At 40.2% G+C, this 16,002-nt stretch carries 14 protein-coding genes and 1 riboswitch; of the genes, 5 read left to right on the top strand and 9 right to left on the bottom strand.

Annotated features, from left to right (window positions below):
* Positions 1-73: 73 nt before the first annotated feature.
* Both guaB and guaA read left to right on the top strand, forming a co-directional pair.
* Positions 74-1,540 carry an IMP dehydrogenase gene (gene guaB, locus PSF67_RS09525; protein ID WP_272676824.1) on the top strand — a complete coding sequence of 489 codons (1,467 nt, stop codon included), beginning with the start codon at positions 74-76 and terminating at the stop codon, positions 1,538-1,540.
* 85 nt (positions 1,541-1,625) lie between these two features.
* Positions 1,626-3,203, top strand: coding sequence for a glutamine-hydrolyzing GMP synthase (guaA, locus tag PSF67_RS09520; RefSeq protein ID WP_166264823.1), 1,578 nt, complete (start codon positions 1,626-1,628; stop codon positions 3,201-3,203).
* A gap of 124 nt (positions 3,204-3,327) precedes the next feature.
* Here guaA and PSF67_RS09515 read toward each other — a convergent pair whose 3' ends face one another.
* On the bottom strand, positions 3,328-3,810 hold the full coding sequence (locus tag PSF67_RS09515; RefSeq protein WP_206276000.1) for a glutathione peroxidase: 483 nt from the start codon (positions 3,808-3,810) through the stop codon (positions 3,328-3,330).
* A gap of 645 nt (positions 3,811-4,455) precedes the next feature.
* Positions 4,456-5,550 (bottom strand): porin, encoded by a 1,095-nt coding sequence (locus tag PSF67_RS09510; RefSeq protein ID WP_272530359.1) that lies wholly within the window; start codon positions 5,548-5,550, stop codon positions 4,456-4,458.
* A gap of 379 nt (positions 5,551-5,929) precedes the next feature.
* Here PSF67_RS09510 and alr point away from each other — a divergent pair, with 379 nt between their 5' ends.
* Positions 5,930-7,159 carry an alanine racemase gene (gene alr, locus PSF67_RS09505; protein WP_195697174.1) on the top strand — a complete coding sequence of 410 codons (1,230 nt, stop codon included), beginning with the start codon at positions 5,930-5,932 and terminating at the stop codon, positions 7,157-7,159.
* A 218-nt stretch (positions 7,160-7,377) separates the two neighbouring features.
* Positions 7,378-8,115, top strand: a complete 738-nt coding sequence (locus tag PSF67_RS09500) for a phosphatase (protein WP_272676823.1) — start codon at positions 7,378-7,380, stop codon at positions 8,113-8,115.
* A 113-nt stretch (positions 8,116-8,228) separates the two neighbouring features.
* On the opposite strand, the gene PSF67_RS09495 is transcribed toward PSF67_RS09500, so the two are convergent.
* Entirely contained in the window at positions 8,229-8,699 is a 471-nt protein-coding gene (locus PSF67_RS09495; RefSeq protein ID WP_181490157.1) for a GNAT family N-acetyltransferase, read from the bottom strand.
* Positions 8,700-8,834: 135 nt separating this feature from the next.
* Between PSF67_RS09495 and rlmA the strand changes: the two genes are divergently transcribed.
* On the top strand, positions 8,835-9,659 hold the full coding sequence (gene rlmA, locus PSF67_RS09490) for a 23S rRNA (guanine(745)-N(1))-methyltransferase (protein WP_102138693.1): 825 nt from the start codon (positions 8,835-8,837) through the stop codon (positions 9,657-9,659).
* 32 nt (positions 9,660-9,691) lie between these two features.
* On the opposite strand, the gene mntP is transcribed toward rlmA, so the two are convergent.
* From mntP to PSF67_RS09460, 6 genes are all read right to left on the bottom strand, one after another.
* Positions 9,692-10,273, bottom strand: a complete 582-nt coding sequence (gene mntP / locus PSF67_RS09485) for a manganese efflux pump MntP (protein WP_102138692.1) — start codon at positions 10,271-10,273, stop codon at positions 9,692-9,694.
* 46 nt (positions 10,274-10,319) lie between these two features.
* A riboswitch (yybP-ykoY riboswitch) is annotated at positions 10,320-10,464 on the bottom strand.
* 151 nt (positions 10,465-10,615) lie between these two features.
* Entirely contained in the window at positions 10,616-11,074 is a 459-nt protein-coding gene (locus PSF67_RS09480) for a DUF986 family protein (RefSeq protein ID WP_272676822.1), read from the bottom strand.
* A gap of 89 nt (positions 11,075-11,163) precedes the next feature.
* Positions 11,164-12,015 carry a PTS mannose transporter subunit IID gene (locus PSF67_RS09475; RefSeq protein ID WP_102138691.1) on the bottom strand — a complete coding sequence of 284 codons (852 nt, stop codon included), beginning with the start codon at positions 12,013-12,015 and terminating at the stop codon, positions 11,164-11,166.
* A 12-nt stretch (positions 12,016-12,027) separates the two neighbouring features.
* The gene (locus tag PSF67_RS09470) at positions 12,028-12,831 is read right to left on the bottom strand and encodes a PTS mannose/fructose/sorbose transporter subunit IIC (protein ID WP_004253851.1); all 804 of its coding nucleotides are present in this window, start codon (positions 12,829-12,831) and stop codon (positions 12,028-12,030) included.
* 68 nt (positions 12,832-12,899) lie between these two features.
* On the bottom strand, positions 12,900-13,868 hold the full coding sequence (gene manX / locus PSF67_RS09465; protein ID WP_272676821.1) for a PTS mannose transporter subunit IIAB: 969 nt from the start codon (positions 13,866-13,868) through the stop codon (positions 12,900-12,902).
* Positions 13,869-14,549: 681 nt separating this feature from the next.
* Positions 14,550-15,914, bottom strand: coding sequence for an L-serine ammonia-lyase (locus PSF67_RS09460; RefSeq protein WP_102138690.1), 1,365 nt, complete (start codon positions 15,912-15,914; stop codon positions 14,550-14,552).
* Between the last annotated feature and the right edge of the window lie 88 nt (positions 15,915-16,002).

Below are 16,002 nucleotides of genomic sequence, written 5' to 3'. Positions count from 1 at the left end.
CCGTTTTCGGTGTGTATAATGCCGCGGCAATATTTTATACCTTTCCATAACGCTGCCTGGTGGGATATTGCCTATGTTACGCATTAAAAAAGAAGCACTAACTTTCGACGACGTTTTACTCGTTCCTGCACACTCAACGGTATTACCAAATACTGCAGATTTATCAACTCAACTGACTGCAAACATCCGCCTGAACATTCCTATGCTTTCTGCAGCCATGGATACTGTCACTGAATCTGACCTTGCTATCGCATTAGCACAAGAAGGTGGCATTGGCTTCATCCATAAAAACATGACTATTGAGCGCCAAGCGGAAGAAGTTCGCCGCGTGAAAAAGCATGAAAGTGGTGTGGTTACTGATCCTGTCACCGTAACGCCAGATACGACCATTCGTGAAGTGCAAGAAATGGCTGAGCGTAATGGGTTCGCGGGTTATCCTGTTGTTGCTAAAGACAATTCACTAGTCGGTATCATTACAGGCCGTGACGTCCGTTTCGTGACAGATTTAGACCAACCTGTTACCGCAGTGATGACGCCAAAAGAGCGTTTAGTGACCGTAAAAGAAGGCGAAGCACGCGAAGTCGTTTTGCAAAAAATGCATGAAAAACGTGTAGAAAAAGCCTTAGTGATCGATGATAACTTTCATTTGTTAGGGATGATCACCGTTAAAGATTTCCAAAAAGCAGAACGTAAACCAAACGCGTGTAAAGACGAGCAAGGCCGTTTACGTGTTGGCGCTGCAGTTGGTGCTGGCGCAGGAAATGAAGAGCGTGTTGATGCGCTGGTGGCCGCTGGCGTTGATATTTTATTAATTGACTCATCACATGGTCATTCCGAAGGTGTACTACAACGTATCCGTGAAACTCGCCAAAAATACCCTGATTTGCAAATTATTGGTGGTAACGTTGCAACAGCTGAAGGGGCTAAAGCCTTAGCAGATGCCGGTGTTAGCGCAGTTAAAGTGGGTATTGGTCCGGGTTCTATTTGTACCACACGTATCGTGACAGGCGTTGGTGTACCACAAATCACAGCGATTGCAGAAGCGGCAGAAGCGCTTGAAGGTACTGGTATTCCTGTTATTGCGGATGGTGGTATTCGTTTCTCAGGCGACATTTCTAAAGCTATCGCGGCAGGCGCAGCCTGTGTGATGGTCGGCTCAATGTTCGCAGGAACTGAAGAGTCTCCGGGAGAAACCATTTTATTCCAAGGCCGTACTTACAAAGCATACCGTGGTATGGGCTCACTTGGTGCGATGTCTAAAGGTTCGTCAGACCGCTACTTCCAATCGGATAATGCAGCAGACAAATTAGTGCCAGAAGGGATTGAAGGCCGTGTCGCGTATAAAGGCCGTTTAAAAGAAATTATTCATCAACAAATGGGTGGTTTACGCTCCTGTATGGGGCTGACCGGCTGTGGTACTATTGATGCATTAAGAACAAAAGCAGAATTTGTTCGCATTAGTGGTGCGGGTATCCAAGAAAGCCACGTCCATGATGTTACTATCACGAAAGAGTCTCCAAACTACCGTTTGGGGCAATAATCGATAAAGTTTCTCAGGGTGGCGCATGCGTTTGTTTGCGTCACCGATTCTTATTTTTGACTTGAATTTTTGGAATTCTCCTCAAATGACAACAAATATCCATAAACATCGCATTCTTATTCTTGATTTCGGCTCGCAATATACACAGCTGATCGCTCGTCGCATCCGTGAAATTGGCGTTTACTGTGAACTCTGGGCGTGGGACGTTACAGAAGAACAAATTCGAGGATTTAATCCAAACGGTATTATTCTTTCTGGTGGACCAGAAAGTACGACGGAATCAGATAGCCCACGTGCCCCTGATTACGTATTTAATGCAGGCGTTCCTGTATTAGGTATTTGTTATGGCATGCAAACCATGTCAATGCAGTTGGGTGGTGCAGTTGAAGTCTCTGGTGAACGTGAATTCGGTTATGCTAATGTTGAAATCACTGAGCAATGTGAATTATTCCGTGATATTCATGACTCTCTGAACGAAGCGGGCAAACCAGTACTAGATGTCTGGATGAGCCATGGTGATAAAGTGACTGCAATTCCAGCGGACTTTAAAACCATTGCCAGCACACCAAGCTGCCCATATGCCATCATGGCAAATGAAGAGAAAAAATTCTACGGTGTTCAATTCCACCCAGAAGTGACTCACACTCACCAAGGCCTAAATATTTTAACGCGTTTTGTGAAAGATATTTGCCAATGTGAAGCCCTGTGGACACCAGCTGCAATTATCGAAGACACAGTAGCGCGTTTAAAAGAGCAAATTGGTGATGACCACGTACTGCTTGCATTATCGGGTGGTGTTGACTCATCGGTTACGGCATTGCTATTAAACCGCGCAATTGGTAAACGTTTAACCTGTGTGTTCGTTGATAACGGTTTATTGCGTTTAAACGAAGCAGACCAAGTAATGGAAATGTTCGCAGGTAAATTTGACCTAAACATCATCCATGCAAAAGCTGAAGATCGCTTCTTAAATGCATTAGCGGGGATCAGCGATCCAGAAGCTAAACGTAAGAAAATTGGCCATGTGTTTATCGAAGTATTTGATGAAGAGTCATCTAAGCTGCCTAATATCAAATGGTTAGCTCAAGGTACGATTTACCCAGACGTTATCGAATCAGCAGCATCAGCAACTGGCAAAGCGCATGTTATCAAGTCTCACCATAACGTAGGTGGCCTACCGGATGACATGAAGCTTGGTTTAGTTGAGCCATTAAAAGAGCTGTTTAAAGATGAAGTGCGTAAGATTGGTTTAGAGTTAGGTCTGCCGTACGATATGTTATATCGCCACCCATTCCCAGGCCCAGGCTTAGGGGTTCGCGTGCTAGGTGAAGTGAAGAAAGAGTACTGTGACTTACTACGCCGCGCAGACGCTATCTTTATCGAAGAACTGCACAAAGCGGATTTATATCATAAAGTTAGCCAAGCATTTACTGTATTTTTACCTGTCCGCTCTGTCGGTGTTATGGGTGATGGCCGTAAATACGACTGGGTTGTTTCATTACGTGCAGTTGAAACCATCGACTTTATGACCGCGCATTGGGCACATTTACCTTATGACTTCCTAGGCCGCGTTTCAAACCGCATCATTAATGAGGTCGAAGGCATTTCAAGGGTTGTATATGATATCAGCGGCAAACCGCCTGCGACCATTGAGTGGGAATAATCCCGCAATAGGAATTAGCTAGCAGTGACTAGCAAAATAACGACTTAAGCCCATGTAAAAGTGGGCTTTTTTGTTTTTTTAGTCTTTAATAGCATTCGATTTAATTAAGCAAATTAGTGAACACTTAAATTTGAAGTGCCGAAAGGATTATTGCTTCCATTTTTTCAGGGGTAGTGAATGGAGCGAAGCGTTTGAGCGGTTTACCATCACGCCCGATCAAGAATTTAGTAAAGTTCCACTTGACTCGCCCACCCATTAGACCTGGTAGCTCGTTTTTCAGGTAACGGAATATTGGGTGAGCTGAGCTTCCATTAACGTCGACTTTTTCGAACATTGGAAAGCTCACTTCGTAGTTAATAAAGCAGGTCTGCGCGATTTCCTCAGCCCCACCGGGTTCTTGTTTGCCAAACTGATTACAGGGGAAACCCAGCACCACAAAGCCCTGAGGAGCATATTTCTTGTAGAGTGATTCTAAGCCGTTGTATTGTGGTGTAAAACCACAATGACTGGCGGTATTAACGACGAGAACAACCTTACCAGCGTAGTCTTTCATAGAGATAAGTTGCCCGCCGAGACTCGTCGCTGCTAATTGATGAAAAGGGGCCATAGTAGGATCCTTAGAGTAGAGCCAATCGACATAAGCCAATATAGCCGCTGATTGTGTGGTAGGCCTGAAATCTTGAGCCGGTTATATTGGCAAATTCTAAAGGTAAAAACAACATACTGGCTGTCCTCCCATTGATTGAAATATTAGCTCTTTGTTTTAATCCCGCTATAAACATTCGCTGGCTAAATAATGATATCAGCCCGTGTCAAAGTGGAGGGAGCTTATGGCATCAACAGCCTCTCATGTTCCTTTGCAATCAACTCAGTCCCATCTTTTGGGCAGTGAAATGCGGCAAAATAGCCATGCCAATACCCGCTTGGACTGCGCTAAATTGTGCTGACATCGTACTATTAGTGAGCCGGCAAGCCCTTCAGTTTCTTACTGGTGCCTTTTTTATTAGTACCAAAGACGTTAGAAAAAATAGGTATACCATTATAGGAATTTATTTAGGAAAAGGGGGCCTCTATGTATGGGATTAGATACTTTTGTATCTTGCAACTGTTTTATCGAGGGTAAAGCAACAAAACTTCCCGTTCTGAGGGAATAAGCCATGAAGATGATGAGAGATATTTTTATTGTCAAAGCTCACCCGTAAAAAAGCGCCTGTAATTTACAGACGCTTTTGCTTTTCACTCAATTCTAAAATTAGAACTGATACACTAACCCTAAGCCAAGGACATTATCGGTATTCACTTTGTAGTGGTCGGTAAAATCATTATCATTTAATAAATTGATTTTATAGTCGATGACAGCACTTAGATTTTTATTGAAATCATATGCAGATCCGACAGCGATATAATTTACTAGTTCTTTATCACCAAAGCTGCCCAAGTTTTTACCTTTGGAATAGTTATAGCCAATTGATGGGGTTAAACCGAAGTCAAAAGAATACAAAGCAACCACTTCAAGGTTCTGAGTTTTATTTGCTACTGACTCCATATTATCATTACCAAAACGGCTCATATTAAGCGTTTGGCCATACATGACTGCGAGATACAGGTCTTCGTATTCAAATTTTCCCCCGACGTTCCAAGCTTCAGCGCGTTTACCAGTCGCACTGCTAGTTGTAGTATCTTTTTGTTTTGGTGTACGGGATGATGAGGAATAACCACCGCCAAGGGAAATACCATAACCTAATTCATAAGCTGTAGATAAACCAAAACCATCTCCGTTATCGGTTAATTCATCGCCGGATGATAGGTTTTGTTCGCCATTTTTACCCTGATATTGTAGTGCAAAGCTTAAACCATCAATGTAACCAAAGGCATTATTATTGCGATAAGTGAGTAAATTGCGGTTACGGCTTAGCATGTAGTTATCTTCTTGATCCATCGTATCCGCTCCCCAGAGAGGTAATACGTCTGTCCAAGCATTGGTATCATAGATAACTCCATAATTGCGGCCATAATCAAGGGAGCCGTAATCTGCAAATTTTAAGCCTGCATAAGCTAAACGATTGCTATTTTCTTCAGTTGATTCTGATTTGTTAGTTTTAGTTTCCCATTCAAAACGCCCAAAGCCAATGAGTTGGTCGGTGATTTGTGTGTCACCTTTTAGCCCCAATCTGACACGTGAGTCATCACCATCTTCGCCACTACGGCTTTTAGCAATATGATGGCGAACATCGATTTGCCCATACACATCAAGCTTATTACCATCTTTATTGTACATTTCAGCGGAGTTAGCAACATTAGTAGTAAGTAGTGTTGGAATAATGAGTGCGAGTAATTTGTACTTCATAATATAGCCTTATGGATTGAGTGATATTTAGCAACCGGTCCTAATTGATAGTTATTATCATTTAAGCATTTTAATTCGCCAAATAAAAAATGTAACAAAATTAAATATTAGTGAAATATTATGGCTAACTTATTAAATAATAAAAATAATTTAATTTATGGTGATTTCAACCAAATGTTTTATTTTTAGAAAATTAAAATCAATATGATGTAAGAGCTATGTTTATACTTAAGTGGTTTTTTATGCATAAAACATGAATTATTACTTGTTTGAAGTGCTAAGGTTGGTATTATTTGAATACCGATATATATATTTTTTTATATAACTCAGAAACATCAAAATGATTTTGGTAAAAATCATTAGAAATAAGGAATGACAAGTGGCTTTTCGTTTGAAGTATCTGGCATTACTCCCTTTATTCGTTGCTGCGACAGCTTGCCAGCAACCAAATAATATAAAAACACCAGTAGAAACCTATGCATCACAAAGCCAACCTGCGGTGGTTAATAACGCATGGATTGAAATATCTCGCGGTGCATTGGATTTTAATATCAAAAAAGTACAAAACCTATTAGGGGATAACTCTTCTCTGTGCGCAGTTTTGAAAGGGGATGCATATGGGCATGACCTTTCTTTAGTTACACCAATAATGATTGAAAATAACGTGCAATGTATTGGGGTAACAAATAATCAAGAGCTTAAAACTGTGAGAGACTTAGGCTTTAAAGGTCGCTTAATGCGAGTGAGAAGTGCGACAGAGCAAGAAATGGCTCAAGCAACACAATATGAGACGGAAGAGTTAATCGGTAATTTAGAAATGGCGCAGCGCTTGAATGCGATTGCGAAAAAGCAAAATAAAGTGATCCCTATCCATCTAGCACTGAACTCGGCAGGTATGTCCCGTAATGGGCTAGACGTCAGTAATGTCTCTGGCTTAGATGAAGCAAAACAGATTGCGGCGTTATCACAATTAAAAATTGTGGGCATTATGTCTCATTATCCAGAAGAGGATGAAGCTCAGATCCGTAAAGACCTTGCGAAATTCAAAAAAGAGTCTCAACAAGTATTGGATGTTACAGGGTTAAAACGTGAAGACATTACATTACATGTGGCGAATACTTATGCAACCATTACTGTACCAGAATCATGGTTGGATATGGTACGTGTAGGCGGCATTTTCTATGGTGATACCGTTGCGACTAATGATTATAAACGTGTAATGACGCTGAAATCGAGTATTGCTTCTGTCAATCATTACCCGAAAGGTAATACGGTAGGTTATGACAGAACCTATACCTTAAAGCGTGACTCAGTATTGGCAAATATTCCTGTCGGTTATGCGGATGGCTACCGCCGTGTATTTAGCAATGCAGGACATGCATTGATTAATGGTCAGACAGTTCCTGTTCTAGGAAAAACATCAATGAATACGGTTATGGTTGATGTTACTGATTTAAAAAACGTTAGCCCAGGAGATGAGGTTGTATTTTTTGGTAAACAAGGCAATGCTGAAATTACTGCCGAAGAGGTTGAAGATATCAGTGGTGCATTATTTACTGAAATGTCGATCTTATGGGGAGCGACCAATAAACGTATCTTAGTTGACTAAACTGATTTTTAACTCAGTATGTTTTAACCCGCAATGAACGCGGGTTTTTTTATCCTAAAAGCCTCTTCGGATTTTATCCAATATATCGCAATATGTTGATAAAATGCTGTTTAGCTCAATGACTATCGAAACTTTTAGGCTGATATGTTAGGTTGATAGAGTCTTTTTTGAGCGGATTGACTCAGAAGGGAAATAAAAGAATTAGAAGGATATCATTTATGTATCAAGTTGATTTACATGCTCATACCATTGCCAGCACCCATGCATATAGCACTGTTAATGAATATTTTGCTGAAGCAGCTAGTCGTGGTGTCAAACTCTTTGCAATTACCGACCACGGGCCTGAAATGCAAGATGCTCCACATGAGTGGCATTTTGGTAATATGCCTATCTTACCCAGAATTGTGGATGGTGTCGGTTTATTGTACGGTATTGAGGCGAATATAAAGAACAAGTTGGGTGAGACAGACTGCAATGAAAAGATCTCTCGCCATTTAGATATTATTTTAGCGGGTTTCCATGAACCAGTTCTTGAGCCTCAAAGTTTAGCTGATAATACAGAGTCCATGATTGCCACGATCCGAAGCGGCAAAGTACAAATAATTACTCACCCAGGTAACCCTAAATACCCTATTGATATCAAAGCAGTAGCACAAGCCGCTAAAGAGTGTAATGTTGCTTTGGAAATGAATAATTCCTCATTTTTGCATTCAAGAGCGGGCAGCCAAAAAAATTGCTTAGAAATTGCTAAGGCAGTTAAAGAGGCAGGCGGGTGGGTAGCATTAGGTTCAGACTCCCATTTTGCGGGGTATCTCGGCCGTTTTGATCGCGTGGTTGAAATGTTGGAATCAATTGATTTTCCGCAATCGCAAATTTTAAATGTTTCCCCTCGCCGTGTATTGGACTTTTTAGAGTCCCATGGACGTAAGCCTATCCCTGAATTTGCTGATTTTTAACTGTTATATAAAACTGTAGTCACAGGTACTGTTGATCACAAATATAGTCAGTCTTGAATAGAAATAAAGCCACTAAATAGGTTAGTGGCTTTTAACTCCAGCTATACTGAAAGTTATAATTCAATTTCCATTCGAACACAATTTAACTCGGCTTGTGCAAGAGAAGAGTAATAGCTACCATTTTTAATCGAAATAAATCCATGTTTCTGATAAAAGCGTTCCGCATTCGGTGATGAATCTAATACTAATTTTTTAATGTTTCTCTTTTTGGCTTCAGCTTTAATGGCATCTAATATTAAGCCAGCAGCTCCGCAGCCGGTGTATTGTGGTAGAGTAAATATTGCTTCAACACTGTCAGCCTCTAAATTAAGATAGCCAGTTGCAATGGGGTCATCATTCTTATTTACCGCGACAAAGAATGGGTTATTCTTCACAATACATATATAACTTACTGGCATTTCATCAGGTGTCCAGGCACTGATCGTTTTTGCATCAAAACTCGTTGTGCATCCATGTCGAATGGCTTGGTTACGTATAGACCAAAGATGTTCTGCTTCATCGGCTGTTGCTAACCTAATTTTCATCATGAGACACATCGCTAATGTTTTTTTGATTACTTTTATAGAACAAAAAATACAGTTAAAAAGCAAGATATATAACAGAAAGAAAACTAATTTGAATATGGTATACTCACCCTTATTTTTAAATCAGTGACTTTTATGAATTATCAATGCCCCCTTTGCTTTACACCGCTAAACTTGATGCATAACAGCTATCGCTGCGCAGAAAACCACCAATTCGATTGTGCGAAAGAAGGTTACGTTAATTTGTTGCCGGTGCAACATAAACGATCTAAAGACCCCGGTGATAATGCTGAAATGATGCAAGCGCGTAGGCAATTTCTCGATGCAGGGCATTACCACCCGATGCGTGAAAAGGTGGCAGAAAAAATTATTCAGTTTATTCCATCATCTAATACTAGTTTGTTAGACATAGGGTGTGGGGAAGGGTATTACACAGACTATTTCTCTCGAGAACTAGAAAAATATTTTGAAAAATATACAGTTTTAGGCCTAGATGTTTCGAAAGCAGCGATTCGTTATGCGGCGAAGCGGTATAAATCCGTTCGTTTTTGCGTCGGTACAAGTCATCGCTTGCCATTCTCAAATAACAGCTTAGGTGGAGTTGTCCGAATTTACGCGCCCTGCAAAGCACAAGAATTAAGTCGTGTATTAGTTTCTAAAGGTATGTTAATTACCGTTACGCCTGCGGCAGAGCATCTGCAAGAATTAAAAGCGTTAATTTACGATGAGGTTAAGTTACATCCAACCAAAGACGAAGATTTACCCAATCTTTCGCTAATAGATAGCTGCCAATTAAATTATAAAATGGCACTGACAGGGCAAGAAGCTTATGAATTATTGATGATGACACCATTTGCTTGGCGTGCATCAGAACAGGTCAAAGAGAATTTGCAACAAGCTGAAGTGAAAGAGTATACGGCTGATTTTTTAATTCGTGTTTATCAATCTGATGCAGAGTAAGGTTATTGCCCCCATATAAGGGGGCACAAAAACTAATGGGCGTACATAAATAACTCAAGATGCTCAAATAAAATATTAAAACCAATACCTATTAGTACCAACCCACCAATAATTTCTGCTTTTTTTCCGAGTAATGGGCCAACATAGCGGCCAATCATCATACCGATAGTTGCCATAATCATCGTCATTAAGCCGATAGTCATGGCAGTATGAACAATATCTACTTGTAAGAAAGCTAAACCGAGACCAATAGCCATTGCATCAAGGCTGGTGGCTATCGCAGAAAAAATAAGGTTTGTTGAGCTATGACTAGTGGGTTTAGAACAGCATTCTTCATCTTTTGTTTTAATGCTCTGCCAGATCATTCTAGCACCTAAAACAAACAATAAACCAAATGCAATCCAGTGATCCCAGCGGATAACATATTGACTAGCTAAGATCCCGATCCCCCAACCAATAATGGGGGTTATGGCTTCAATAAAACCAAAAATAAAACCGGTACGGAGGATTTCTCTAAAGCGGGGTTTATGAAGTACTGCACCTTTACAAATAGCGACAGCGAAGGCATCCATTGACAGGGCAAGGGCTAAGATAAGGGTAGCATAGAAACTCATAATAGAACCTCGGTTGGGTGATTCCATATACACATAAATTACCCCCAACCAAAAGGCTTATTTATGTGTCTATGGTCTTGCCAACCGAACTTTGGTGTCCGCACCACGCTTGAAACCAAACGAGTATGTTGATACGGACTTTCTGGTATTATATATAAAACCAGAACAGGCTACTCCCCAATGACGTGGAAAGAAAGATACCATATTTTATATTAAAGGCAACACTTAATTAATTGTGGATATTAAATGTTAGTGAGAATTATTATCAACAAGGTTATTGGTAAAAATAGGGTTAATTAAATTGATAATTAACCCTATTTTTAATGCCAATATAAAAAGCGCTTACTTATGATTAATGAGGAAATCATAAATTCGTTGTAAATCATCAAGATGTGATACTTGAATGTTAATTTTCTTTTTTTCCAAACCTATTATTAATACACCGTCTTCGGATAAATTCATTGTTTTTATTCTGTCATACAAAATAAATGCATTAGCAAAATAAAAACCAGTTTGTTTGAAGAATAGCTTAGGTGTTCTTATAAATGCCAAATAGATTGACATAAAAATAGTAATCAATAATAAGTAAGTGGTTAATAAATTACCATGACGTACAATATTTGTATAAATAACGATACAAATTAGAACAATAAAAATAATAGCATCAGCCCGATGTTTTCTTTTTAGATTAATTTTTAATAAGGTTTTACCCTTTAGCAAATGCTGAATGAATTCATCATAAATTGCATAAACAAGCATGATCAAAATGATTATAGCAAGAATGGCATCATTGAAGGTCATTTGTGAGCCCTTGGATAAGTAGACATAATGCAGAGCTTAAAATTAAAAAAGGGAGGCTGCAACCTCCCAATTCAAATAATGATGGAAAATTATGGCGCTAAGAAGTTCAGCCAAGCACCTAGGATACCCAAGCCAAAGAAGCCGATAATAATCCACAACGCGTTAACTTTACGACGTAACAACCACATACAGGCGAAAGTCAGCAATAGAGGCACTAAGCCTGGCATGAGTTGATCAAGGATCATTTGAACGGTGGTAATATCTTCAGTACCCGTTGTAGGGTTTTTGATCCGTGACACTTCAAGTGGAATATTGACATGTGTCCATTTGTTTACCAAAGCCCCCATAACAAATAAACCAAGGATTGATGCTCCTTCGGTTAGTTTTTGTAGGAAACCACCACCAATGTCTTGAACAATATCAATCCCTTTTTTGTAGCCGTATGACACACCATAGTAAAGGGTTAATAAACGTACAAGGTTAAACAAAACAAAGAACAGGAGAGGGCCAAGTAAGCTACCTGTCATTGCGATACCTGCACCGAGAGCCGCAAATACAGGGCGAACAGTTCCCCAGAAAATTGGGTCACCCACACCGGCTAATGGCCCCATTAGACCAACTTTGATACCATTTATTGCACCGTCATCAATGTCAGCACCATTGGCACGCTGCTCTTCCATTGCCATTGTGACACCCAGAACAGGCGCTGCAACATACGGGTGAGTATTGAAGAATTCAAGATGGCGCTTAATGGCTTGTTTTCTATCATCATTATTTTCTGGGTAAAGACGACGAATAACTGGAACCATTGAGTAGCAGAAGCCTAGGGCTTGCATACGTTCAAAGTTCCAAGAACCTTGCAACAGGTTAGACCGTAAGAATACGCCGCGAATATCGCTTTGTGTAAGCTTTTTAGCTGTCGGTTTTGTGATATCTACCATTATACGTTCCTCCTAGTCTAACTCATTATCAAGGTTGTTATTGCTACTATTTCCTTGGGTAACAACAGTTTGTGATTTATTGTATTTTGGACTGAGTTGGATATACAAAATAGCCATAACAGTACCGATCACCCCAAGTGCAACTAGGTTGAAGTCAGTAAATGCCGCGGTAACAAAACCTAAGTAGAAGAATGGCATTAAGTAACCTGCACGCATCATATTGATGACCATCGCATAACCGACAACGACAATCATACCACCCGCAATATTAAGGCCGTCGGTAACAACTTGTGGGATAGAATCCAACATTTGTTGTACTTCTGATGTACCAACAGAAATGGCGACAATTAACGCAGGTATTGCGATACGCATCGCTTGCAGTAATAAAGCTGAAATATGGATAAAGCCAATAGCAGTTAGATTACCATTGAGGGCGGCTTTATCAGCAGCGTGTTGGAATGCAACCGTTACAGTACGAACAATAATGGTTAATACCTGTCCTGCTGCTGCGAGTGGGATGGCGATGGCAATACCTGCACCAATGCTTTGCCCACCAGCAATAACGAGGATCGTTGAAATGATGGATGCTAAAGCGGCATCTGGTGCAACGGCAGCACCGATATTCATCCACCCAAGTGCGATCATTTCTAATGTACCACCGATGATGATACCTGTTTTCATATCTCCCAGAACGATACCTATAAGCGTACAGGCAATGAGAGGACGGTGAAATTGGAATTCATCAAGGATTGATCCCATCCCCGCGATACACGCGACGATGAAGACCATTACTATTTGAACAACGGTAAGTTCCATTGTTTAATCTCCTGTAACCAAAAGTTTTAAAATCTGTTTTGAGTAATGGATTAAAATTAATATAAAAATTATTTTTTGAGCTTATTGATCAAGTCCATCATATAAACTTTGCTATCTGATGAGACTTTCCTAACTTCAAGTTCAATATTTTTGTCGTTCAAATAATTAAATGCATCAATGTCTTCTTGGTTGATAGATACGGCATTTGTGACCATGGTTTTGCCATCATGGTATGCCATACCACCAATATTAACGGACTTAATATCAACACCTTCTTCGACGATACGTTTAACATCAGTTGGATTAGTGAAAAGCAACATAACGCGCTCACCAGCGTATTTCGGGTTATTGTAGACGCGAATACATTTAGCCACATCGACAACATGCGCGGTGACACCGGGTGGTGCGACTTGTTTCAGCAATGTTGAACGAACTTGGTCTTTAGCTACGTCATCACTGACTACGATAATGCGCTTAACTTGGGTTTCTTTCGTCCAGCGTGTTGCGACTTGTCCGTGAATTAAGCGGTCATCAACACGAGCAAGTGCGATCACCATATGTCCACCGGGGCCGGCTTTCACTGGTACTGGGGCGGGGGTGCTTGATGCGACAGGAGTCGGTTCTACTTCTGTTTCAGCTTCTTTGAATTTAAATGAACGAACACCACCGCGACCCGTTTCGAGTGCAACAGAGATAAGTTCATTCATTGATGGGTCATCATCACGGCACATGAAGGTTTCAACTAACATTGGAACATTCACACCAGTGATAATGTCATAATTATCATGCTCATTAACAATGCGACTAGCCGCGTTAAATGGACTGCCTCCCCATGTATCAACAAGGAATAAGACACCCTTTGATGTATCTAAATCAGTTAGCTTTTGGGTGTACTTATCAAATAGGGTGTCTGCGTTTTCCCCAGGGATAAAGTCAATAAACGACACATTATCTTGTTCGCCTATTAACATTTCGGTTGTTCGAAGAAGCTGCTCTGCAGCGACTCCGTGTGTACCAATCATAATAGCTATACTCACTATTTTTCCCTCATAGATAGATAAAACAAAACATTATCTGTCGATAAAATGGACACTTAAGTTAGGCGCCTTTTTATCAGTTTCCCCTGTATAATAATTTTAGCTGAATAATTACAAACATCTCATAATATTCATTAACTAGCTCATGGTGTTGTTAGTATCAATTACATTATTAGCATATCATCTTGCATTATCCTAAAAACTTGTTTCGCGTCAGAAAAATAAGAATATACCTAAAAATTGATATTGAATTGCATTTTGCTGCTGTTTATTTCAATTCAATAAAATTAATAATCTGAGTATTTTGTTTTTGTTAGTTTCTTGCTGTGTTATCGGTAACAAAAAAAGCAAATAAAATAGTGCGATATTGATTTTTAGAGTAAAAAACAACCAAATCTCAGTAGTGATTAGCTATCTCTTGTTCAGCTCAAAACAATCTTTAGCACAAAATAGTATTAATTTCGTTTTGATGTAACTTGTTGAATATAAGAAAACTGAGTTAATTCAATGGAAAAATTATGGGTAATTGATTAGGTGAATTGGATCATTTAGGAAGATAAAGGTGACTAAAGAATAACAAAAACTTTTTAATGCATATTAAAAAAGCACCCTCAAAATACTGTTTAAAGCGATAACAGAATAGAAAAGGGTGCTTAAGGCTTAAATTAATTGAGAATAAAATTAGTCACATTGTACTTTGATGGCTAACCCGCCTCGGGATGTCTCACGATATTTCGCATTCATGTCTTTCCCTGTTTCGTACATAGTTTCAATGACTTTATCGAGTGAAACCCGCGGCTCACTTGTTCTGCGTAGGGCCATGCGTGTGGCATTCACCGCTTTAACGGATGCGATGGCATTACGCTCAATACACGGAACTTGCACTTGGCCTGCGACAGGGTCACAAGTTAAACCTAAATTGTGCTCCATACCGATTTCTGCAGCAATACACACTTGCTCAGGGCTGCCACCAAATAATTCGGCCAGACCAGCTGCGGCCATAGAACATGCCACACCGACTTCACCTTGGCAGCCTACTTCAGCACCTGAAATGGACGCATTCATTTTGTATAAAATACCAATAGCGCCTGAAGCTAAGAAATAGCGCATATATAACTCTGGCGTTACAGGTTCAATGCAATGATTATAATAGGCTAATACCGCTGGTACGATGCCGCAGGCACCGTTAGTTGGGGCAGTTACGACACGGCCGCCAGCTGCATTTTCCTCATTCACGGCTAAGGCATACATATTGATCAGATCAACCACATTCATCGGGTCATTAGATAGCTTACTTGATGAAGTGACCATTCGATTAAGTGCCGGCGCACGACGGGGCACACGCAATGGGCCCGGTAAAACACCTTCGGTGCTTAAACCGCGTTCAATACAGGCTTGCATCGTCTGCCATACATCAGCGAAATAGGCTTCAATCTCTTCTTTGGTATGAAGGTCTAACTCATTTTTCATCATTAAGCTAGAAATTGAAAGACCTGATTTTTTACAATTTAGCAGCAGCTCTTCCGCAGAGTTAAATGGATAAGAGACCGGTTTACTATCAAGCGCTGACTCGCCAAAATGCTCTGCATCTACAATGAAACCACCACCAATGGAATAATAGGTTTTGGTGTAAATTTCATCATTACCTGCAAAAGCATGGATTGTCATGCCATTTTCATGCAATGGCAGGTTGTCTTGACGAAAATTCATGCCACCTTCATTAGGGAAGTCTACGACCTGAAGACCATTCGCTAATGATAACTTTTCTGTTTCTTCTACATTTTTGATAAAAGTTGGGATGGACTCAATGTCGACAGTGGCAGGTAAATTACCTGCTAGCCCCATAATAATGGCAATATCAGTATGGTGCCCTTTTCCAGTAAGCGATAATGACCCATAAACATCCACTGAAATACGAGTGACATTAGGTAATAGATTTTTGCTTACTAAATCATCGACAAATTCTTTCCCAGCCTTCATTGGACCAACGGTATGAGAGCTTGAAGGGCCTATGCCCACTTTAAACATGTCGAAAACGCTTATCACGCAGGACTCCTTAAAAAAAAGATGAAAATGTAGTGCATTATTTTAAAAGGCGCTACTTTACTGTTATTTAGTAGTGTTAACCAGTAAG

The organism is Providencia sp. PROV076 (genome assembly GCF_028483405.1).
GTDB classification, from domain to species: Bacteria; Pseudomonadota; Gammaproteobacteria; order Enterobacterales; family Enterobacteriaceae; genus Providencia; species Providencia huaxiensis.
This window is presented reverse-complemented; position numbering and strand designations above follow the sequence as displayed.

Excerpts from the sequence above, each read along its gene's own strand:
- guaB (WP_272676824.1), top strand. The coding sequence starts at position 74 with ATGTTACGCATTAAAAAAGAAGCACTAACTTTCGACGACGTTTTACTC.
- PSF67_RS09475 (WP_102138691.1), bottom strand. The coding sequence starts at position 12,015 with ATGGTAGATATCACAAAACCGACAGCTAAAAAGCTTACACAAAGCGAT.
- PSF67_RS09470 (WP_004253851.1), bottom strand. The coding sequence starts at position 12,831 with ATGGAACTTACCGTTGTTCAAATAGTAATGGTCTTCATCGTCGCGTGT.
- PSF67_RS09495 (WP_181490157.1), bottom strand. The coding sequence starts at position 8,699 with ATGAAAATTAGGTTAGCAACAGCCGATGAAGCAGAACATCTTTGGTCT.
- PSF67_RS09515 (WP_206276000.1), bottom strand. The coding sequence starts at position 3,810 with ATGGCCCCTTTTCATCAATTAGCAGCGACGAGTCTCGGCGGGCAACTT.
- PSF67_RS09480 (WP_272676822.1), bottom strand. The coding sequence starts at position 11,074 with ATGACCTTCAATGATGCCATTCTTGCTATAATCATTTTGATCATGCTT.
- PSF67_RS09510 (WP_272530359.1), bottom strand. The coding sequence starts at position 5,550 with ATGAAGTACAAATTACTCGCACTCATTATTCCAACACTACTTACTACT.
- PSF67_RS09500 (WP_272676823.1), top strand. The coding sequence starts at position 7,378 with ATGTATCAAGTTGATTTACATGCTCATACCATTGCCAGCACCCATGCA.
- guaA (WP_166264823.1), top strand. The coding sequence starts at position 1,626 with ATGACAACAAATATCCATAAACATCGCATTCTTATTCTTGATTTCGGC.
- rlmA (WP_102138693.1), top strand. The coding sequence starts at position 8,835 with ATGAATTATCAATGCCCCCTTTGCTTTACACCGCTAAACTTGATGCAT.
- mntP (WP_102138692.1), bottom strand. The coding sequence starts at position 10,273 with ATGAGTTTCTATGCTACCCTTATCTTAGCCCTTGCCCTGTCAATGGAT.